This window comes from Streptomyces taklimakanensis, assembly GCF_009709575.1.
GTDB classification, from domain to species: domain Bacteria; phylum Actinomycetota; class Actinomycetes; order Streptomycetales; family Streptomycetaceae; genus Streptomyces; species Streptomyces taklimakanensis.
Genome location: NZ_WIXO01000001.1, coordinates 44,107 through 64,999 on the forward strand (window position 1 = coordinate 44,107; position 20,893 = coordinate 64,999).

Sequence of the window (20,893 nt, forward strand, 5' to 3'; positions counted from 1 at the left end):
GTCCCGATCGATCTCACCGCGGCGCCGCCACCACCCGCAGGACGAGGCGGCTCGTATGGGCAGCGCCATAACGGATCGTGTGTTCCGCCGCGGTGGGCGCCTCGATCATCCCGGCCGGCTCGAAGACGTTGCGTCCGACCTCCCAGCGGGGTGACGAACTCGGTGCGATGTCGACTCGCACCCGGTGGCCCGGCAGGAACGTGTGGGCCGTCGACCAGAGGTCCACGACGAACTCCTGCTCCTGATCCGGCTCGACCGGCCGCCTGTCGCCCAGGCCCGTGATCGGATCGACGCACCGCGCCGACCCCCGCTGCACACCATCGGCGACGACGCGGCTGCTGCCGTCCGGGTGTTCGTCGCACAGCCGCACGACCACGTCCGCGTCCGTCCCCGTGGTCGCGAGGTGGACGACGGCACGGACCGCGCCCATCACCGTGAGCTCCTCGGCGAGCGGTACGGTGCGCCACGCGACCACGTCCTGCCGCGACTCGATCGCCGCCTGGTCGACGGGCCCCGCCTCGAACGGCGCGAAGAGGAGCACCGCTCCGCCGCACGTCGGCACCGGGGATGCCGGATCGCTGGTCAGCCGCCGTTCGCCGCTCCCGGCCGGCTCGGCCGCAAGTGACTCCCCGGCGCCCAGGTACAGCTCGAGCGTCCGCGTGTCGCGCGGAGGGAACTCGTCCAGCTCGATCCACCGGTTCGAGCCCATCAGGAACACCCGCACCGGCGGCGTGTCCGCCGCGCCCGCGCGCAGGGCGGCGTCGAACCACCGCACGTGCCGCGCGGTGAGGTCCCCACTGCCACCGAGGTCGTCGGCGGACGCGCCCGGACCGAAGTCCACACCGGCGATCCGGCCCGATGTGTTGTCGTGTGACCAGGGGCCGACCAGAAGGTGAGGCACCGGCCCACCGGTGTCCTTCGCACGGCGCAGCAGACGCCGGTAGATCTCCAGAGTCGACCCGAGGAAGACGTCGAACCATCCGCCGACCAGGAAGACCGGGACGTCGATCGCGTCGATCCGGTCGACGATCTTCCCAGCGCGGTGGTGCGCCGACCCGAGAGGCTCCCGCAGCCGGTCCAGTCCCCACACCACGATCGCCTCGGCGTCCGGGGAGGCGTGCAGAGCTCCGGCCCGGAACGCTTCCCCGGTCGCGATCGCACGCTCGGTCGCCTCCCACCGTTTCCGCTCGGCCTCCCGTTCGCGGGCGGAGCCGATGCGTGTGATCAGGTCCGGGGCGATCGCGTAGTGCGTCCACGCGAGGGTGCTTCCGATCTCCGGCACCCCGCCGCGGAACCGGAACCCGTCGAGCGCCGACATCGCCGGCGTCATGGCAGGAGCGATCGCCCGCAGAGCCGGAGCGCCGCCCAGAAGAGCGCCGAACTGGGTTTCCGAGGCGTAGGAGGCGCCCCACATTCCGACGGCGCCGGTGCATTCGGGAAGCGCCGCGAGCCACGCCACGGCGTCGGCGCCGTCGGCCACCTCCTGCACACAGGGGTCGAAGACGCCTTCGGAGCCGAAGCGTCCCCGCACGTCCTGGAGCGCGACGAGGTATCCGGCGGCGACGAGACGCCCGACGTCGAGCGTCCCGTCGTGTTCGTCACGGGTCGCGTCGTAGGGATGACGCGTCAGCAGGGCCGGCCACGGCCCGGTCCCGTACGGAACCAACAGGACGGTCCGAAGCCGTGTCCCATCGCGCAACGCACAGGTCACCTCGCGGTGCTCGGCTGTCGGGCCCGGCGCTTCACGGGTCGGGCCGCCGTCCCGGAGGCGAGCCGGCTGCCGACGGGGGTCGGTGTCGTCGCTCATCGCAGGGCGCCCGCCGTCCACGACACCGGCGGCAGTTCGATGTCGAGCAGGCCGTCGGCGAGTGCCGCGCTCGAGTTCGCGGCCGGGGTCGCCCGGTGCCGCTCGGCGAACGTGACCGCCTCGGCGATACCCGGGAAGCCGGGGCCGCGCACATCGATCGTGACCCGCGCGGCCTCGGCCAGGTCGCGGTTGACGAGGAACACCGCGGCCCGGCCCTCGTCGACGGTCGCGACGGCGTCGACGACGGATGCCTCGGCGTGGTCGTCCGCCGTCGTGGAACCGATCCGCCAGGGCTCGTCCGTCTCGTCGCCGACGCACCACATGCGCACGTCGTGCGGGTCCGGTGTGCCGTTGGCGATACGCGGGTCCGACAGTGTCGTGTCGGACGGGTGGTCGGCGTACTCGAGCAGGTCCGGGGCGAGCAGGACACCTCGCGCGGCGACGTCGACCGCCGGCATCGACTCGGATCCGGTGAGCTTGAGCCACCTGGCGAACTCGTCGAGGCCGACCCGGTTCGGTTCGAGCGAGCGCCAGGCGAGGTCGCGGCGCACCGGGCGCTTCTCGCGCGGGCCGACCGAGTCCTCCCGACGGACCCCGGAGCCGAAGGTGCGGCGTCGGACCGATGCGATGACGGCCTGCCGCCTGTCGAACTCGATGTGGGCGCGGGGCAATGCGGCGGTCCTTTCCGAGGGGTGACACGGGGTGGCCGTGGGCCGTGAGCCGAGCGACGACGCCGGTCGGCGGCCTGCCCCCGCCGCAGCCGCGGCAGGGGCAGCAGCACAGGCAGCGGCAGGGGTAGGGGTAGGGGTAGGGGTAGGGCCAGGCGCGGAACGTTCCGATTCGGGCTCCGGTTTCAGCCCTTCACGGCGCCGGTGAGACCGCCGACGATCCGCTTCTCGAAGACCGAGAAGAAGATCAGTGCGGGCAGCATGGCGAGCGAGGTGAAGGCGAGGACCTTCGCGGTGTCCGTGGAATACTGCGAGGAGAACACCTGGACGCCGAGCGGCAGGGTGTGGTTCGCCTGCGAGTTGAGGATGTACAGGGGCAGGATGTAGTTGTTCCAGCTGCCGACGAACCCGAGGATGCCGACGGTGACCACACCGGGCAGCGACAGCGGGACCACCATGCGGAAGAAGAACCCGAGTCGGCTCGTGCCGTCGATCGCGGCGGCCTCCTCGATCTCGTTCGGAATGGCCCGCAGGAACGGCACCAGGATGATGACGGTCACCGGCAGGCCGAAGGCGATCTGCGGGATGATCACACCGAGCAGGTTGTCGACGAGGCCGAGGTCCTTGATGACGAGGTACAGCGGAGTGATCGCGACGACCATCGGGAACATCAGTCCCGCGGCGAACAGGGAGTACATCGCGCCCTTGAGCTTGAAGTCGTAGCGTGCGATCACGAAGCTCACCATCAGGCCGAGGACGACGATGCCGACGGTGCTCGCGATCGCGACGACGAGGGAGTTGGCGAACTGCCCCCAGAACATCGTCGACTTCAGGACGTCGAGGTAGTTGCCGACCACCCAGGGACTCGGAAGGGCGGCCGGTTCCGTGGTGATCTGCGCGTTGGTGCGGAACCCGCCGAGCACGATGAAGAGCACCGGTGCGACGCAGACGCCGACGAAGAGCAGTGCGACGAAGTAGGTGACGGGACTCCCCCACTTCTGTGGCCTGTCACGCTTGCCGCGGCGGCCGGCGGGCGGCTTCGGCCTCGTCGTGGAGGACATCCGGGAGGTGGCGGTCGTCGCACTCATCACACGGTCCCTTCGGTGACGGCGCCCCGGAGGTCGCGACGCAGGACGAAGCGCTGGTAGAGCAGCGCGACGACGAGCGAGATCAGGAACATCACGACCGCGACGGCGCTGCCGTAGCCGTAGTTGCCCGCGTTGCGGCCCTGGGCGAGCATGTGGATCGCCATGGTCGAGGTGCCCGCGGTGCCCGAGACGTACTGGCCCCAGATGATGTAGACGAGGTCGAACAACTGCAGCGAGCCGATGATCGACAGGAACGCCCAGATGCGGATCGTCGGTCCCAGCAGCGGCAGCGTGATGCGGCGCTGGATCTGCCAGTAGGAGGCGCCGTCGATCTGCGCGGCCTCGAAGATCTCGTCGGGGATCGACTGCAGACCGGCGAGCATCAGGATCACCGCGAAGCCGATGTACTTCCACGTGATGATGGCCATCAGCGTCCAGATGGCCAGGTCCGGGTCGGCGATCCAGTCGGCCTCCAGGGAGCCCAGGCCGATGCGGTGCAGCAGGTCGTTGACGGCTCCGTTGCTCTGCAGCATCAGGCTCCAGCCGGTGCCGACGATGACCTCGGAGACGATGTAGGGCACGAAGATCAGGACGCGGATGGTCGAACGGCCGCGGATCCTCTGGTTGAGCAGGAGTGCGAGGGCGATCGCCAGCGGGCCCTGGATGAGCAGTGAGAGCACCAGGATCAGGCCGTTGTGCCACAGGACGTCGTGGAAGGCGGGGTCGGTGAGGATCAGCCTGTAGTTGTTCAGGCCGACCCAGTCGGTGGGGTCCCCGTAGCCCTTCCACTGGTAGAAGCCGTAGTACGCGGCGAGCGCGACCGGGAAGATCACGAACGCCAGGAACGTGATGATCGCCGGTGCGGACAGGGCCGCGATCTCCAGTCGCGTCCTGGTACGGCCCCGGCGGTGCGCAGCCGCCCGCGGCGGAGCCGGGGACGTGGCCGTGTCCGCGTCCCCGGCTCGAGGCGCGCCCTGCGGCCGACGGCCGGCGGCCGTGTCGGTGCCCAGGGTGTTGCTCATGTCGCTTACTCAGCCCTTCTCGGCGGCGGCTTTGACGTCCTTGACGATGTCGGCGGCGGAGCCCTTGCCGGCCATCAGGTTCACGACGGCGATGTTCATGGCGTTGCCGACGTTCTGGCCGTACACGGTGTCGAGGAACTGCATCGAGTAGGCGGCCTTGTTGAAGGCCCGCAGTGCCGAGATGTTGTAGGACTCGGTGACGACCCCCTGGGCGTCCTTGTTCACCGGGATCGTGTCGAAGGCCCCGGCGTAGGCCTCCTGCTGGTCCTTGGTCACGACGAACCGGAGGAAGTCCAGGGCCTCCTTCGGCGCGTTCTTGGACAGCGAGTACCCGCCGGCGCCGCCCATGATGGCGGTCGGGTCGCCCTGGCCGCCGGGGACGGCGGGGAAGGGGAACCAGCCCAGGTCGGGGAGCGGCTTCTTGTCCGGGGTCAGGTCGGCGATCACACCGGGGTTCCAGTTGCCCATGAGTTCCATGGCCGCCTTGTGGTTCGCGAGCATGCCCGCCGACGACCCGGCGCCCTGCTGCGACGAGGCCGTCAGGAAGCCCTTCTGGAAGGGGTCGACCTCCAGGAGCGACTCCAGGTCCTCACCGGCCTTGATCCAGCAGGGGTCGTCGAACTCGAGCGACTTGGCGGCCTCCTGCATGACCTCCCGGCTGCACTCGCGCAGGGCGAAGTTGTAGTACCAGTGCGCGGCCGGCCAGGCGTCCTTGGCGCCGACCGCGATCGGCGCGACGTCGATCGCCTTCAGCTTCGCGACGGCGTCCTCGAGTTCGTCCATCGTCGTCGGCGGGGAGGCGATGCCGGCCTTCTCGAACAGGTCCTTGCTGTAGTAGATGCCCTCGGGCTGCGTGTCGAGCGGCATCGCGTAGACCTTGCCGTCGATCGAGACGCCCTCGAGGGCCGCATCGCCCACATTGGCCCTGTCGGTGTCGGTCAGGTCCAGCGCCCGGATCTGACCGGCGTCGACCATGGCCTGCATCTTGCCGCCGCCGCGCTGCAGGAAGATGTCGGGCGCGGAGTCGGAGTTGAGCGCGTTCTGCAGCTTGCCGTCGAGGTCCTCGTTCTGGACCGACTGGATCTCGATCGTGACGTCCGGATGCAGCGAGTGGTACTCCTCCGCGGCGCTCCTCCAGTACTCCGCGCCGCGCCCTTCCATCGCGTTCGTCCAGAGGGTCAGTGTGCCCTCACCGCCGGACGAACCGTCGCCGCCGCCGGCACAGCCGGTGGCGGCGAGTGCGATGCCCAAGCCGATCGCGGCAGCCGTCACGCTGCGGGTTTTCCTCATCATCGTGGGAACTCCCTGATCTGTTGTCAGTGATCCAACTGCTTTTGTTTTGCGCAAAATAATGGGCCGTCCGCGAAGCGGGAGCTAAGGTGTACAGTCGAAAACGAGCGAGAAGCAACCAAGAGTTTTCGCAAGTTGCCCAATCGTTACCGACGCAACCACCGTCGCAGGCAGTCACGAGTGGGGCGGTGACGACCGGAGACGGGCTCGGTCGCACCCGGCCGGGTCCCGACTTCCGAGCCCCGGTCCGAAAGGCCGACCTCCATGTCGAGAACCTCCGGTGGGCCCCGCCCAGCGTCGCCCCGCACCGCAGCGCAGCAAAGGAATCCCCACACCATGCGGACCGTCGTTCCCCGGCAGCCGACAGCCCGGCTCTCCGACGCCTGGCGCCACTGCGTCGGCACGGGCCGGCTCGACCTCGCGCTGCGGCGCGACTACCAGGAGTCGCTCGACCTCGTTCAGAAGGAGATCGGTTTCCGGTACATCCGGGGACACGGCCTGCTCAGCGACGGGATGGGCATCCATCGCCCCTACGACCACGCCGGCGAGCGGCGCGTACGCCACGCCTTCACGTACGTCGACCAAGTGGTGGACTCCTATCTGGAGATGGGCATCGCGCCCTTCCTCGAACTCGGCTTCATGCCGTCCGGGCTCGCCTCCGGCGACGACACCGTGTTCTGGTGGAAGGGCAACATCACTCCTCCCCGCGACGAGAGGGAGTGGGCGGACCTCGTCCGCGCCGTCATCGGGCACCTGGTCGACCGCTACGGCGTCGACCGGGTGCGCAGCTGGCCGATCGAGGTGTGGAACGAGCCCAACCTGGCGCCGTTCTGGTCGGCGGACCAGGACGCCTACCACCGCCTCTACGAGGTGACCGCACTGGCCGTCAAGGAGGTCGACGCCGACCTCCAGGTCGGCGGCCCCTCGTTGGCACCGGGTTACGAGGACGAGTGGATCCGGCGCTTCGCCGAGTTCGTCGAGGCCCGCGACCTGCCGATCGACTTCGTGAGCCGCCACGCCTACTCCTCCGGCCCCGTCCAGCCCGTGCCGTTCGGCGCTCACCAGACGCTCATGCCCGCGTCGGCGCTGCTGGAGCAGTTCGGCGCCCCACGGCTGCAGTTGGCGGGCACCGGGCTCGCGGACCTGCCGGTCCACATCACCGAGTTCAACTCCTCGTACCGACCGGACAACCCGATCCACGACACCGCGTTTCACGCGGCGTACCTCGCACCGGTGCTGGTGAACGGGGGTGACATCGCGGACTCCTTCTCGTACTGGACGTTCAGCGACGTGTTCGAGGAGGTGGGCATCCCCACCGCGCCGTTCCACGGCGGCTTCGGCCTGCTGACACACCGCCAGATCAAGAAGCCCACCTACCACCTGTACGCGTTCATGGCCGAGATGGGCGAGCAGGTGCTCGCCCGAGGCGAGGACCACCTGGTGACACGACACGGTGACGGGCGCGTCACCGTGTTGGCCTGGGCACCGGCCGACCCGACCGGCGGCGAGCCCGTCGACGGCCATACCGTCCGGCTGTCCCTGCCCGTCGGCGCCCCGAACGCGCGGGGTTCCGCCTTCGCGCGCCGCCACTCCGTGAGCGAGGACGCCGGCAACGCCTGGGCCGCCTGGTGCGAGATGGGGCGGCCGCTCGCGCCCGACGACCGCCGGCTCGACGCCCTGCGCGAAGCCGGCGAACCCGCCCACTCGCATCGGAGCGTGCCCGTCACCGACGGGCGCGCCGATGTGGACCTCGTCCTGGGTCGCAACGAGGTGACGCTGCTGGAGCTCGTCCCGGTCGTCGACGAGACGCCGGAGTGGTGGAACGACAACCGGCTGTTCGGCCTCGGCACCGAGGACTCCGACACCTCCGTGAACCGGTCCTGAAGGCTCCCCCGCCGGCCCCGGGTCTTCGGCGGCGGGCCGCTGCCGCTTGGGGCCGGTCGGGTCCGAAAGGGCCGCCCCTCCACCGGGCGGTCGCTTTCGGAAGCGTCCCGGCGGCTGCGTCGCCGCGGGACTCGGCTACGGCGCTCGGCCGGGGGACGCACCGTCCGACTCGGGTCCGGGGCCGGGCGCGCCGACGGACGGCGGCCCGTACCGCCGGGACGGAACCGACGGCCGGGGCGCTCGTGGCGGCGAGCCGGGAACCGGAGCACGGATCCGGCCGTGGCAGTCCCCCACCTCACCGCCTCCTCCCGACACGGCGAGCCGCCGGCAACGTGCGCCGACCGACTACGCCGGGGTCCTGGATGGTTGACCGGAGGCGCAGGCCATGTCCGTCGGGACGTCGGCAGCGCCTTGTCCCCGGAAGCCGAAGGTGGTGCTTCCGCCGACGCCGAGGGTGCCGTTGTAGCCGGCGTCGCGGACGGTGACGTTCTGTCCGTCGGCGGTGAGAGCTCCGTTCCACACATGGTCGACGGACTGGCCGTCGGACAGCGTCCAGGTGACGGCCCAGCCGGTGATCGGCGCGGTGTGGTCGTTCTCGACGGTGACCTCGGCGGTGAAGCCGCCCTGCCACCGGCTGGTGACGCGGTGGGTGGCGGTGCAGTTGCCGCCGGGGGTGGGGCTGCCGTCGTCGAGTGCGGCGGCGATGGCGTGGTAGGCGGGCTTCTTGGCGAAGTTCTCGTCCCACGGCAGGGCAGCGCCCTGGCCGGGGAAGACGGAGGGGACCCAGGAGTACTTGTCGGTGTAGTCCCAGAGGGTGATGCCGACGCACCGGGAGACCGCCAGGCACGCCTCGACCACGGCGCCGTAGTCGGTGGCCTGCCGGGCGTCCTTGGCGGCGGTGCGCGGCAGGGTCATGCGGATGTCGAGTTCGGTGAGGGCGACATCGACGCCCAGATCGGCGAAGCGTCGGATGTTCTGCCGAAGGCTTGCCGGGACCTGGCCGGCGATCAGATGGGCCTGCATGCCGACGCCGTCGATGGGGACGCCCTGGGCCTTGAAGGACTTCACCATCTCGTAGACGGCGTCGCTCTTGGGGCCGATGCCTTCGATGTTGTAGTCGTTGTAGTAGAGCTTGGCGTCCGGATCGGCGGCGCGGGCGGCCTTGAAGGCCTCGGCGATGTAGCTGTCGCCGATCTTCTGCTGGAAGACCGACCGCCGGCGGCTGCCGTCCTCCTCGAACGCCTCGTTGACCACGTCCCAGTGGATCAGCCGGCCCTCGAAGTGGTCGACTTCGTGGGTGATGTGGTTGCGCATGACCCCGAGGAGTTCACCGGCCGGTACGTCGTCGACCCAGCTCGGCAGTTGGTTGTGCCACACCAGGGTGTGTCCGCGCACCGACTGGCCGTTGGACTCGGCCAGGTCGACTACCTCCTCGGCGGCGGTGTAGTCGAACCGGCCCCGAGACGGCTCGGTGTACTGCCACTTCATGGTGTTGCCGACGGTGATCTGGCCGAACTCGCTGCCCAGGATCCGTGTGTACCGGGTGTCGGACAGCTCGGGGTTGTCCGTGGCGGAGCCGAAGTAACGGCCCTTGGCCTCGGCCAGTTCGCCCAGGGTGGCGGTGTCGGCGTGGGCCGGGTGAGTGGACGCGACCGCGGTCAGGCCGGCCGACAGGGTCACCAACGCCGTGGCGAGGAGGCCGACCGTGCGACGGCCTCGGGGCGGGGGGTGGCGGAACATGGTTCTCCTTCGATTCGAAAACGTCCGGGGCCTGGTGTGTTGCCGTGGTGGTGGGGCAGCGAACCGACCCGGCCTCCTCCCGGTTCCGTTCCGTGGACGGAACCGTTGGTGTCAAGGCGAGGGTGGGCTCCGTCCGGCTCCTCCGCTGCCCCGGCCACCGCGGGCGCGCTGGATCGGTTGCGGAGGGGCCGGACGGAGCCGGTGCAGCGGTCGGGGCAACCATTCCTGCGCGGTGGCCTGCTCCTGGCGCGGTCCCGATTGCCGGACGACAGGATTGCCGGACGGCAGGAAGGTGGCCCGCCGTGGCGGGGGCTCCCGCGGAGCCGGTCCGATGCCGCTTCCGGGCCGTTTGCCGGTCAGGTGACGGTGCAGGCGGTGCCGTTGAGGGTGAAGGCGGTGGGCGTGGCGGTGTCGCCGGTGTGAGTGGCCTGGAAGCCGATGCCGACGGACGCGCCGGGGGCGATGGTGGCGTTGTGCGGGGTGTTCCCGGCCGTCACCCGGCCGGACGCGGGTGCGTACTCGGCGTTCCAGCCGGAGGTGATGGTCTGGCCGCCGGGCAGGGTGAAGACCAGGGACCAGCCGTCGATCGGGGTGGTTCCGGTGTTGGTGATGGTGATGTTCGAGACCAGGCCGGTGTTCCACGCGGTGACGGTGTCGGTGACCTCGCAGGTCGACGTCCCGGGCGACGGGTCGGGGGGCGGGGTGGAGGTCCGGAACTGCGTGAAGAACTTCCACACCTCTTGCGGCAGCCAGGTCCGGGAGCCGCTGTCACCGGGGGCTCCGTCCTGCGGAGCGGCGATGTGCCCTTCGTCGAACGCGGCCCAGGCGACCGGATACCCTTCCGCGCACCCCGAGTAGGTGGTGACCCGGTGTGTCAGGCTGCCCCGCGCCGGCTCGGGCGGGTTCTGGGGGGTGCAGCCGTTGTTCCTGACGAACCTGTCCCGCATCGCCCGCCCGCCGGAGATGCCGAGCACGGTGTCCCGGACGCCGTGCACTCCGAGGTAGGCGATGGGCTGGGTGCCGCCGCTGCACCCGCTGAGCTGTCCGCCGTTCTGGACCGCGACCGCGCGGAAGACCGTCGCCCGGGAACACGCCAGCGAGTAGGACATGGCGGCGCCGTAGCTGAATCCCAGCGCGAAGCGCTGCGTGGTGTCGATGCACAGCTCCGCGTCGATCAGCCTGATCATGTCGTCGACGAAGGTGATGTCCTCGCCGCCGGTGTTGGCCCAACCGTTGTCGAGGCCCTGGGGCGCGACGAAGACGGTGCTGTTGTTCGCCAGCCGCTGGAGCCCGTAGTAGGCCCAAGTGCCCGCCTCCACGGTGCGGCCCGTGGCGACGTCGGTGGAGGTGCCGCCCAACCAGTGGAACCCGAAGACCAGCCGGTAGGGGTGGTTCCGGTCGTAGCCGTCCGGAACCCGCAGGATGAAGCTCCGGTTCTTGCCGCCGCTTTGGATCGTGTGGGTACCGCTCGTCAGGGTGGGAGCCTTGCCGCATCCGGCGGTGGCGGCCGTGGTGCCGGCAGTCGTGGCAGCCGGGCCGGAGGCCGTGCGCGGTGTGTTCGGGCCGTGGCCGCTGCCCAGTGCCGTGCCTCCCATGGTCAGGGTGAGCAGCACCGCCACCACGGCGGGCCATAAGAGGGGTCTTGCTCTTGTCATCCTGTCACTCTCCTTGTGCCGGGGTGTGGTCTCCTGGGCGGACAGGAGTCAGAGGTGCGCGACGTATGAGGACGCGCTGCGCGGCCGGGCTGCCACCGGGGCACGCCCGGCCGCCGGCCGCTGCCGCCGGTGCGCCCGCGGCGGCTGCGACGAAGCGGAGGAGTGCCCGCCCGACCGCCTGGGCATCGGGGCTCCTGCCCCGATCGACGGCGAGGGCCGGCCTGAGCGGGGCGAAGAGATGGCGCTTGCTTCTTCCCTGAGCAGCCTTGAGCAGCGACGACCGCACTTGTTCGCCATTTCGAACGCCATTCGCATCGCCGGGCATTCATGGACACCAGGGAGGCTTCCGGACATGTCAATGCCTTCCGGTTCCGGGGCTGCCCGCCGAACGGGCTTGTCCCGCTCTCGTGTTGCGCAGTGAGGCGCCGGTGGCCCGGCTGGAGGCGGAGGACCTGCACCGACTCGCCGGCACAGCAAACGGAGTGAAGCCGACGGCAGCCTGCTCTCTCGGTGATGCCGGGGAGGGTGAGAGCGGCCCCGACAGAGCCGGAACGTGTCCGGTACCGCCGGATGGGGCGGGTCCGGCAAGCACGGCGGAGAGGAGCACACGAGGAACCGACGTCTCACGTTCCTCGACGAGCACCGGCACGAACCCGGAGGACCAGGGCCGGAGACGGCGCGTACGCAGGTCGTCCTTCCGGGCGGTCCGCCGACTTCCGGGTCGGCCCGCCGAAACCGGCCGGAAGACCGGGAGGTCGGGAGGAAGGTCTGCGGCGCACTCGCGGCGAGGCCCGCAGGGACACGGCCGGGCCCCTCCTCCCGCACCCGTTTCCCGGGATCACCGGCCGTGGGACGGGGACGGACCGGACCACGGCGATCCCGGCGTCAGTATCCGTAGATCATCTTGTAGGCGACCTCGGGGAGGAACTGTCCGGCCGAGGAGCCGCCCCCGACTCCGCAGTTGCCGTCGGACTCGCCCGGGACCTTGATCCACAGGAGCATCTCGGCGCCTCCGCCCACCTGGGTGGGAGTGCCGATACGGCGTCCCGCGGGGTTGCACCACTGGCCGTTGGAGCCGTTGCCGTTGCGGCTGGTGTCCACGACGAACGGCTTGGTGTAGCCGTAGCGGGCGCCGAGTTCCCTGTTGACGGCGTTGGCGTAGGCGATGTTCTCGGCCGTGGTGAAGTAGTTGGAGACGTTGAGCGAGAAGCCGCGGGCCTGACGGAGGCCGGCCTCGTGGAGGCGCACGGCCATGGTCTGCGCGCCGGCCCAGCCCGGGTTGCCGGCGTCGAGGTAGACCCAGGTGTTGGGGGCCTGGCGGCTGAACTGGGCGAGGGCATGGGTGAGCATGCTTTCGCGTTCGTCGATCTGGGCCTGGTTCATGCAGCCGTAGTCCCCGAGGGAGTCCGGTTCCAGGACGACGACGGCGGGGCGGTTGCCGATCCCGCCGGCGAACTGGGAGATCCAGGTGGCGTAGGCGGACGGCGAGGAGGCTCCGCCGGCGGAGTGCCCGCCGCAGTAGTCGCGGTTGTACATGTTGTAGGCGACGAGGATGGGCAGCTTGTCCGCGCGGTCCGCCGCTCCCGTGTACGCACTCGTGGCGTTGCCGACGGCCCCGCTCCAGGAGCCGAACCAGCGGGCCGTCGGGGTGTTGGCGATGGAGGCGTTGATCGCGGACGCCCGACCGTCACCGGGATTGGCGGCGACCCATCGCTTCGCGCTGGAGTCGGGGTCCACGTAGAACCCGTTGGTCAGGGTGGTCGGGTCGGCCGCGTGGGCGGACGGTGCGGCGGTGAGTGCCAGAGGCAGCGCGAAGAACGCTGCCACCAGCGCGCGGATTCTGCGGCGCATGGCTGTACCTCGGTTTCCTGGCAGGGATGCGCCGCACGCTCTCGTCCCGAACATGCGACGCGCTGAGGAAGTGCGGTGGTACGACGTCCCTCCGCAGCGGCGACCGGTCGGCAGGGACGACCTCCCCGAAGGGCCGTCAGCAGCACACTGGGAGCGGTCCCGCTGGAAGCGATCCCAAAGTCCCTGAGGACCTTGAGGGATGCTCGGTATCATGTGACGGGCTGGTGGAAGTGTCAAGGGTCGACGTACCGCCGCCCTTCGCGTGACGACGACAAGCTTCATAAACTCCACGGACTGGAAGCGCTTCCAGCCCTCCGGCCCTTCAGGGCCCCATACCTGTCCCATACCTGCTGTCCGCCGTCATCGGTCGAGTGGGGGGCGGCAGAGCGGAGCGGAGTGAGATGCTTCTCGTCCGGTCGAGAGGGAAAGGCTCACGGCTCATGGCAATGGACGCGCCCCACCCGCAGCCGACGCTCGACGCGGTGGCCGAACTCGCCGGGGTCTCCCGCTCGGTGGCCTCCCGCGCCCTCAACAACGCACCACACGTCAGCCGCGCCAAGCGCGAGGCCGTCGCACGAGCCGTCCGGCAGCTCGGCTACGTGCCCAATCCGACCGCCCGCGCCCTGGCCACCCGTCACACGGGAGCAGCCGCCCTGGTCGTCGCGGGAGAAGACCCGTCGATCTTCGCGGACCCGTTCTTCGCCCAGGTGATCGTGGGGGCGTCGGCCGCCCTGGAGGAAGCCGACCTGCACCTGATGCTGTGCCTGGCGGCCTCCGACCGAGGCCGCCGGCGGGTGGAGCGGCTCCTTCTGGCCAAGGGCGCCGACGGCGCCATGCTGATGGCGCTGCGCGAGGACGATCCGCTCGTCCCCGTGGCCGAGCGGGCGAAGGTGCCCGTCGTGTTCGGCGGACGCCCGGTCGGTCCGGCCCCCCGGTGGTACGTGGACGTCGACAACGTCGGCGGAGCACGCGAGGCGACCGAGTACCTGGTCTCGCGTGGCCGCACGCGGGTGGCCGTGATCTGCGGGCGCATGGACACCGAGGCCGGGCGTGCCCGGTACCGCGGCTACCGCGACGCCATGCTGGCGGCCGGCCTCGACCCGTTCCCGCCGCGGGAGGGGGACTTCACCGAGTCCAGCGGTTCCGCCGCCATGGCCGCACTCCTGGCGGAGCATCCCGACCTGGACGGGGTGTTCGCCGCCAACGACAACATGGGAGTGGGGGCGCTGCGCACACTGCGCGCGGCCGGCCGACGAGTCCCCGACGACGTCTCCGTGGTCGGCTTCGACGACCTGGCCGTCGCCGAACTCGCCGACCCGCCGCTCACCACCGTCCACCAACCCATAAGCGCCTTCGGACGGGAGGTGGCGCGCATGCTCGTCGCACTCGTCAACGGCCAGGACCCCACCCCGCTGATCCTGCCCACCCGCCTGGTCACCCGCTCCAGCGCCTGACAGGCCCGCCACCGGGGCGGGGGCACCTCTGCTCCGACGGGCAGCCGGGACGGCCCACCGGGCGGAAGCGGACACGGCGCGGTACCCGGCAGCGCTGTGAGCGACCCCCACCACCCTGTCAGGGGCCGTCGGCCCGAACGTGCCGGTCGATGCGGCCGACAGCGCCACCCCGCGGGCGTCCACCGCTGGTGGCCGCCCACCACCGTGGTGCGGACGTGTGCGGTGTCACCGGGGCGCCTCCGCTCCACGCCGTGCTCACGTGCGGGTCGATCGATGGTTCGGCCGTCGTCGAGGACGAACATCCCCGAGCACACCGTGCTCCGCCCGTCCTTGCCGCCGGCCCCCGGTGGCACTCGTGGGCCGTCCTCACCTTGGAACAACATCGCCGAAGAGCCTCGGCGGATCGGCAGGCCGGTCTCGGCGAGGCAGCCGTCGATGAGGTCGCTGCGGTACCGGATGTGCCGCAGACCTCGTCGGATGCGCTGGATGAGGTGTTCGAGGGTGGTGAAGGCGACGTTGGACAGCCGGCCGCGCCGCAGCAGGGACCAGATCCCTTCGACGGGGTTGAGATCGGGCGCGTAGGGCGGCAGGTAGTAGATGGTCGGCCACTCGCGGGTTGCCGCCCACTGCCGCGGGTCGGCGGCCTTGTGGACGTTCAGGTTGTCCCAGACCAGGACGATCGGGCCGCCGAGTCCCCGGAGGGGGCAACCCCCGGTTGGTGCGCGGCGATGAGCAGGTCGCGGTAGTCGCGCCCGGAGAAGCTCTTGCGTCCGTCGCGCCGGCCGCCGTCCCGGCGGGGCCGGTAGATCAGTCGGGACCGGTGGCCGGGCTTGTGGCAGGTCAGTGCTGCGATGGGCACCCACCTGCGGGAACGGCCCCGCACCCGCACCACCGGGGTCCGACCGCGCCGGGACCACGTCTTGGCCTGCGGCGGCGTCATGGAGAATCCGGCCTCGTCCTCAAAGACCAGCCAGACTCCACGGGCCGCCGCGAGCCTTCCGCGCAGGGCCGCACTCCTCCGCAAGCGGGGGCGCCCCCACCTTGACCCACCCGGCCACCGCCTCGTCGCCCCGCTCGATCACCCGTCGGGCCGGCACCTGGCAGGACCAGCCATTGCGAAGCAGGAGCTTGCGCACACCCTGAATCGTGTAGGTGGGGTGGAAGCGCCACCCGATCACCGTCTTGACCCTGGCCGTCGCCGATGCCGACCGTCGCAGCGGAGTGGGCCGAACACTCCTCACCGAAGTCGCCCGCCGGGCCCGCGAAGCCGGACATGCTTTCTTGGTCCCGGTCCCACAGGACGGCGGCGATGCCGCTGGTCGGCTGGCGTTCTTCCGGGCATGCGGGCTCAAGCCCTACGGGCCCGACCAGCCGGGCGCGGCTTGGGGCTGCCCGGTCTCGGGGATCCTCGCCGCGAGCCCGGTCAGTACCGAACAGCACTGAGCCTCGAAGGACCAAGGCGTCGAAGGGTGGCCGGAGAGACGGGCCCCGGAGGGTGGTTGTTCCCGGAGTCCTACGCCGGCGCCCGAAGGTGCGCGGGAGTTACCGGCTGCGCGGGATGGTGAGCCTGGACTCCGCCAGGACAATCAGCGGCCCACATCATGCTCGGCGGCCATCACCGCCGTTGAGCGCGAACCCGGCCGGGACGCTGCACCACCCCGGCCAGGTCGACCAGGCCTGCCGGTGCGAGGACCTGGCGAGCCGGTTGGTGAAGGTCCGCAGCAGCGCCCACGCCGAGGCCACCGTCATGGAGCTGCGCACCACGAGCGGCCTGCCTCTACCCGCGCTCTACGCCGAACGGGGGCAGGAGACGAACGAGAGCAGGAGGTGACCCTGGTCCGTGGCCGGCCCACCTCGGCCGGGCGCTGCCCACGTGGGCAGCGCCCGCGCGGGCGCGGTACTCGGCGGTGCGGTGAGGCGGCCCTGTGACCGCTCACGGATGCGACGCGTTCTTCGTCGATCCGTTCAGGTACCGCTGGGCTTCCGTCCTGGTGAGGTCACGCACCTGCCGTGCCTTCGCCATGGCGGCCATCGTTGCCGTGTCGGTCCAGGAGACACGCAGACTGTGGTTGCCCACGGTCACCAGGTTCTCGCCACCGGCTCCGGACAGGACGCTCTGCCACACGCGTTCGTCGTGTTCCACCACGCACAGTGTCGTACCCGTACGGACGTCGACGACCCGCGCGCTCCCGTCGGCGACGAATGTGGCTCTGGTGCCGTCGGAACAGAAGGCGGGGCTCCCGGCCGACTCGCACGCGGCGACGGCGATCCGCGTACCGGTCCGTGTCTCGGCCAGGGTGAACACGCCGTCGCGCGCGCCGCTGTCCTCGGTGAAGGCCAGGTGCCGTCCGTTCGGACTCGTGGCGATCTCGACGTAGTTGCGGGGCGTGTCCAGAGCAAGGGGGATCCGGCACAGTACGTCCCCGTCGCGTGCCCCCATCAGGGCCACCGAGCCGTCCTGCACCACGGCGACCCATGTGTGGTCCGGTGCGAACAACGCCGTGTCGACCCGGGAGCGGAAGCGGTGGTGTTCGACCCCGTCGGCTGTGTTCACGATGCGGACGGTGCCGGTGGCGGCTCCGTCGCCCGTCTTCCGGAAGATCCCGCTCCCCGTACCGACGTCAACATCGCTCACGACGGCGGCGAGCATTCCGTCGCCGCTGCAGGCGATCACGTACCCGGTGATACCGATCGAGGACCGCAGGGTGCCACTGCGGGTGTCGGTGACCAGGATGCAGTACCTGCCGATCTCGTCCGCACCGGTCGGTGTGGTGGCGGACGTGACGACCCGGCGCCCGTCGTCGGTGAACCGGACGTACGCGACGTCCCGGTATCCCTGGTGCGGGATGGTCAGTGGCTCGCGTTCACCGCTGAGGTCATGGATCGTCACCTCGCCGGGTCTGCCGGACGCCGAGCCGTTGTGGGTGACAGCGACCAGGTGCGCGTGCGTCGCCGAGCCGCGCACGGAGGCGAACCGGCCGTGGCCGACGACGCCGCGGCGCGCGGCGGTGGCCGTGTCCACCACGGTCGTCCGGCCGGAGGACAGGTCGTTCTCCGTGACAAGTGCCGTGCCCCCGTCGGAGGTGAAGAACACCTGGGCACTGTAGGTCAAGTCGAGCCGGGCGATCTCCGAGCCACGGGCCTCGAAGAGGCGGCAGCCGGCCCCCGTTGGGGTCGTCGTCGCCGTGAGCAGCCGGCCGTCGGGGCCGAACGTCATGTCGGCGATCTCGTCCTCGTGGTCCACCCTGGCGAGCTCCCGGCCGGTGGCGGCGTCGAACACGCGGGCCGCGTGCCGGCCCGCGAAGGCGACCCGGGAGCCGTCGGTGGTCAGGCACACCGAGTCGACGGTGAAGTCGTGATGCAGACGGCGCAGTTCCCGGCCAGTGGCAACGTCGATCAGCAGCCCGGCACCGGGCGTCCGGTGGTACTGGGTGTCGCCGAGTGCCACGGCGAGCCGATCCGCGGTCTGGCCGAACGCCAGCGCCTGCACGGGGGTGTACTGATGGAGCCGGAACCTGAGCCGTCCGGGCTGCTCACCGTGGTGCGTGAGATCGAACACCTCGACCGCACCCGAGCGGGCGTCACCGCAACCGTCGACATGATTGACGCCCACCGCCAGCAGCGCATTGTCCGGACTGATGGCGACCGCTTCCCAAGCGTATCCGTCGTGCGGGATGCCGACCGGGGCGCGTCCGCCGGTGAGGTCGTACACGACCGTGCGGTTCGAGCGGGCGCCATCCGGCTCCGTGGCCGCCAGCAGGGTGCAGTCATCGCTGAAGGTGAAGTTCCGCGCTGTGAGGAGACTGCCGGTGTCCGGCAGGGTGCCGTCGTCCAGTGTGTGACGGACACGTCCCGTGACCAGGTCGATGACGCGGACCGTCGCGTCGCTGAGGCTCCTCGCCTGCCCCGGCCGGTAGCTGGGACGAACGCCCCGGACGATGGCGAGGCGGGTGCCGTCTCTGCTCAGCGCCGAGGCGACGACGGACCGGCAGTCGCGGTCCTCCGCGATCGTGTCACCGCTGTGCAGGTCGACCACGGTCACCCGCCGCGCACCGACCCGCACGGCGACGCGTCCCGGCGCAGGGTGGAGGACCCGGTCGTCCGCCTCGTGCACGGTGCGGAACCGGTGCGCCTCGCGGTCGATCCCGAACAATTCGGTACGGACGCGATGGCGGTCACCGCCCTGGTACCACGTGACCGTCCTGACCAGGTGGTCGCCGAGGATCGTGACCGACTGCGTGTCCGGCTCGGGGTGCACGTCCGGAAGCCGGACGAGCGGATGCGGGGCCCTGCGCAGCACGCGGCGGAGTGCGGTGTCCCCTTCGAGCGTCCACAACGCCTGGATCGACCGTTGCGCGAGCACCAGGGGGACCGGGCTGCCCGGCTTCGTCATGGCCGCCAACTCGGCCGCGGCGGCGAGCCTGCGGGCGTCCGCCTCCGCGGCCTTCAGCACCGCACGTGCCTTCGCCTCCTCCAGTTCGGCAATCCGGTCGCGCCATGCCGACCGGCTGGCCGCGATGAGGTCGGCAACCTCCTGGGGAATGTCGGAAGCACGTTCTGCCAGCCACTGTTCGGCCGACGCGAGCCGGGTGTCGGCGATCAGTTCGTTGTCGGCCGCCCGCTCCTCCATCGTCACCAGCCACCGCTGGAACTCGACATCGTCATCCACCCAGCGCGAGAAGCGCGACCAGGAACGGATGAGCGACTCATGGCTGAGCCACACCAGGGGCTCACCGTCCGCCCGAGCGGAGTCGAGCACCAGCAGACGGTGGCGGCACAGGTCGTCGATCAGCCCCCGCATGCCCGGGAACCGGTGCAGTGGAGCCGGTCTGGCGCCCGCCTCGGCGGCACCGCCCCGGGTGCGCACCAGCGCGAGCATGACGGACTTGACCTGCTCGGCCAGGCCATCGCGGCGAAGCCGCTCGTAGATACGTTCGGCATGCCGGTCGATGGCACCCGCCAGCCCGCCGAACCTGCGATAGTCGGCGAAGGTGAGCCGGCGCTCCCGCTGGGCCTCCCACAGTTGCGCGAGGGTGAACGCCATCAGGGGCAGGCTGCCCGTCGCGCCGCCGGCGTCCGCGGCGATCTGTGCCGCGAGTCCGTCCTCGTAGCGCACACCACGCGTGAGCGCCGGTTCGGTCACGGCACGCTCGAGCGCAGCGGGTCCCATCGGCGACAACGCGAACATGCGGTGCCGCAGGCGGGGACCCTGATCGGGTAGCTCCAGCACCATCGGCACGAAGTCGGAACGCATCGTGGCCACGATGCGGCAGGAGTCGGCGACCTCGCGTGCGGTGGGCACCAGCAACTCGAGGAGCTCATGCCGCTGGTCCGCCGACGCGTCGGTCAGCAGTTCCTCGAACTGGTCGATGTGCACCAGCACCCGTGAGCCCGTCGCCCTGGCACGGCGCGACAGCGCGGCGCCGAGTGCGCCGGGGCCCGGCTCGATGTCCAGGGACCATACGTCGACACCCACCGCCGCCCGCAGGGCTGCCTCGACATCGCCAACGAGCCGTCGCGCCGGGCTGCCCGCGCCGCTGCCGGGCCGCACGGTCACCGCGACTGCGCCCGTGTCCCGCCACCTCGGCACCAGCCCGGCCTCGACCAGCGACGACTTCCCGACCCCGGACGGGCCGATCACCAGGACGAAGCCGTCCTCGGCGACCATCTCGCGCAGTTGGGAAGTGTCGGTCTCGCGGCCGACGAACACCGCGTCGTCTGCGGAGGTGAACGGCAACAAGCCGCGGTATGGCGACGGCGGGACATCGGCCAGCGCCTCGGGCCAGGACATCACGAGCCGTGACGTCGGGAACCCGTACGCGTCCCGGTGGTCGCCGTGCCTGCCGGCGGCCACCACCATGCCGATCACGGAATCGCCGGAAGCACCCGCGACCACCAACGGGGAACCGCTGAAGCCCGGCTGCAGCCGCATCGCCGCGGCGGGATCGGCGTCGACCTGGAGGAGACCGGCACCGACCCGGCCCCGGACACGGGCCACCGCCCACGTGCCGCTGCGCCGCTCGGCGAGGGAGGGATGGCCGAAGACCGCGACCTGCTCGTCCGGCGAAGGGGAAGCCTGTTCGTTCAGCCGGGCCGGACCGGCCATCGTCGGCAGCTCCTCACCGACGACGACGAGTCCGGCAAAGTCGTCACCGACCGTGCCCTCCTTCGGCGGCGGCAGCCAGCGCTCCACCACGCACATCCGGGTCGGAGCCCCGTCGGCACCACCCAGGATCGGGAAGTCGACTGGAATCCGCACCTCGCCGCCCGGGTGATCAGGCTGCCGGACTCCCCGGCCGAGTGCCGCGTTGACGACGTGCGCGCACGTGAGGACGTGGCGATCGCCGACGACGAATCCCATACCGACCGGACGATGCGTCCCGGCGGCCAGCACCCGCACCACGAATCCTGCGCGGTCGGCGTACCTGCGCACC

At 70.8% G+C, this 20,893-nt stretch carries 14 protein-coding genes and 1 pseudogene; 3 read left to right on the forward strand and 12 right to left on the reverse strand.

What is annotated here, in order from left to right; translation table 11 throughout:
- Positions 1–13 precede the first annotated feature (13 nt).
- The 5 genes from F0L17_RS00230 to F0L17_RS00250 all read right to left on the reverse strand — a co-directional run bounded on the left by F0L17_RS00230 (position 14) and on the right by F0L17_RS00250 (position 5,857).
- The gene (locus F0L17_RS00230; RefSeq protein ID WP_238419190.1) at positions 14–1,699 is read right to left on the reverse strand and encodes a CocE/NonD family hydrolase; all 1,686 of its coding nucleotides are present in this window, start codon (positions 1,697–1,699) and stop codon (positions 14–16) included.
- Between the two features lie 104 nt (positions 1,700–1,803).
- On the reverse strand, positions 1,804–2,478 hold the full coding sequence (locus tag F0L17_RS00235; protein WP_155069207.1) for a hypothetical protein: 675 nt from the start codon (positions 2,476–2,478) through the stop codon (positions 1,804–1,806).
- Positions 2,479–2,660: 182 nt separating this feature from the next.
- The gene (locus F0L17_RS00240) at positions 2,661–3,563 is read right to left on the reverse strand and encodes a carbohydrate ABC transporter permease (RefSeq protein WP_155069208.1); all 903 of its coding nucleotides are present in this window, start codon (positions 3,561–3,563) and stop codon (positions 2,661–2,663) included.
- Positions 3,563–4,585 carry a carbohydrate ABC transporter permease gene (locus F0L17_RS00245; RefSeq protein ID WP_155069209.1) on the reverse strand — a complete coding sequence of 341 codons (1,023 nt, stop codon included), beginning with the start codon at positions 4,583–4,585 and terminating at the stop codon, positions 3,563–3,565. The genes F0L17_RS00240 and F0L17_RS00245 overlap by 1 nt, the downstream gene beginning before the upstream one ends.
- Before the next feature lie 9 nt (positions 4,586–4,594).
- Complete coding sequence (locus F0L17_RS00250; protein ID WP_338017893.1) at positions 4,595–5,857, reverse strand: ABC transporter substrate-binding protein; 1,263 nt, start codon at positions 5,855–5,857, stop codon at positions 4,595–4,597.
- Positions 5,858–6,211: 354 nt separating this feature from the next.
- On the opposite strand from F0L17_RS00250, the gene F0L17_RS00255 reads away from it, so the two are divergent.
- Positions 6,212–7,759, forward strand: a complete 1,548-nt coding sequence (locus tag F0L17_RS00255) for a GH39 family glycosyl hydrolase (RefSeq protein WP_155069211.1) — start codon at positions 6,212–6,214, stop codon at positions 7,757–7,759.
- A 345-nt stretch (positions 7,760–8,104) separates the two neighbouring features.
- On the opposite strand, the gene F0L17_RS00260 is transcribed toward F0L17_RS00255, so the two are convergent.
- From F0L17_RS00260 to F0L17_RS00270, 3 genes are all read right to left on the reverse strand, one after another.
- The gene (locus tag F0L17_RS00260; RefSeq protein WP_155069212.1) at positions 8,105–9,499 is read right to left on the reverse strand and encodes a glycoside hydrolase family 10 protein; all 1,395 of its coding nucleotides are present in this window, start codon (positions 9,497–9,499) and stop codon (positions 8,105–8,107) included.
- A 356-nt stretch (positions 9,500–9,855) separates the two neighbouring features.
- Positions 9,856–11,154, reverse strand: a complete 1,299-nt coding sequence (locus F0L17_RS00265) for a CE1 family esterase (RefSeq protein WP_155069213.1) — start codon at positions 11,152–11,154, stop codon at positions 9,856–9,858.
- Positions 11,155–12,039: 885 nt separating this feature from the next.
- Complete coding sequence (locus F0L17_RS00270; RefSeq protein ID WP_155069214.1) at positions 12,040–13,005, reverse strand: glycoside hydrolase family 6 protein; 966 nt, start codon at positions 13,003–13,005, stop codon at positions 12,040–12,042.
- Between the two features lie 440 nt (positions 13,006–13,445).
- Here F0L17_RS00270 and F0L17_RS00275 point away from each other — a divergent pair, with 440 nt between their 5' ends.
- Positions 13,446–14,459, forward strand: coding sequence for a LacI family DNA-binding transcriptional regulator (locus F0L17_RS00275; protein WP_155069215.1), 1,014 nt, complete (start codon positions 13,446–13,448; stop codon positions 14,457–14,459).
- A gap of 548 nt (positions 14,460–15,007) precedes the next feature.
- Here F0L17_RS00275 and F0L17_RS28455 read toward each other — a convergent pair.
- From F0L17_RS28455 to F0L17_RS28465, 3 genes and pseudogenes are all read right to left on the reverse strand, one after another.
- Positions 15,008–15,139, reverse strand: a pseudogene (locus F0L17_RS28455) (transposase); the annotation flags it as partial.
- Complete coding sequence (locus F0L17_RS28460) at positions 15,115–15,483, reverse strand: transposase (RefSeq protein ID WP_420802484.1); 369 nt, start codon at positions 15,481–15,483, stop codon at positions 15,115–15,117. The pseudogene F0L17_RS28455 and the gene F0L17_RS28460, both read right to left, overlap by 25 nt.
- Positions 15,419–15,700, reverse strand: a complete 282-nt coding sequence (locus F0L17_RS28465; RefSeq protein WP_420802360.1) for a helix-turn-helix domain-containing protein — start codon at positions 15,698–15,700, stop codon at positions 15,419–15,421. Before F0L17_RS28465 ends, F0L17_RS28460 begins: the two co-directional genes overlap by 65 nt.
- A 383-nt stretch (positions 15,701–16,083) precedes the next feature.
- Here F0L17_RS28465 and F0L17_RS00295 point away from each other — a divergent pair, with 383 nt between their 5' ends.
- Entirely contained in the window at positions 16,084–16,290 is a 207-nt protein-coding gene (locus F0L17_RS00295) for a DUF6299 family protein (RefSeq protein WP_155069217.1), read from the forward strand.
- Positions 16,291–16,392: 102 nt separating this feature from the next.
- Here F0L17_RS00295 and F0L17_RS00300 read toward each other — a convergent pair whose 3' ends face one another.
- The gene (locus tag F0L17_RS00300; protein ID WP_155069218.1) at positions 16,393–20,892 is read right to left on the reverse strand and encodes an nSTAND1 domain-containing NTPase; all 4,500 of its coding nucleotides are present in this window, start codon (positions 20,890–20,892) and stop codon (positions 16,393–16,395) included.
- Between the last annotated feature and the right edge of the window lies 1 nt (position 20,893).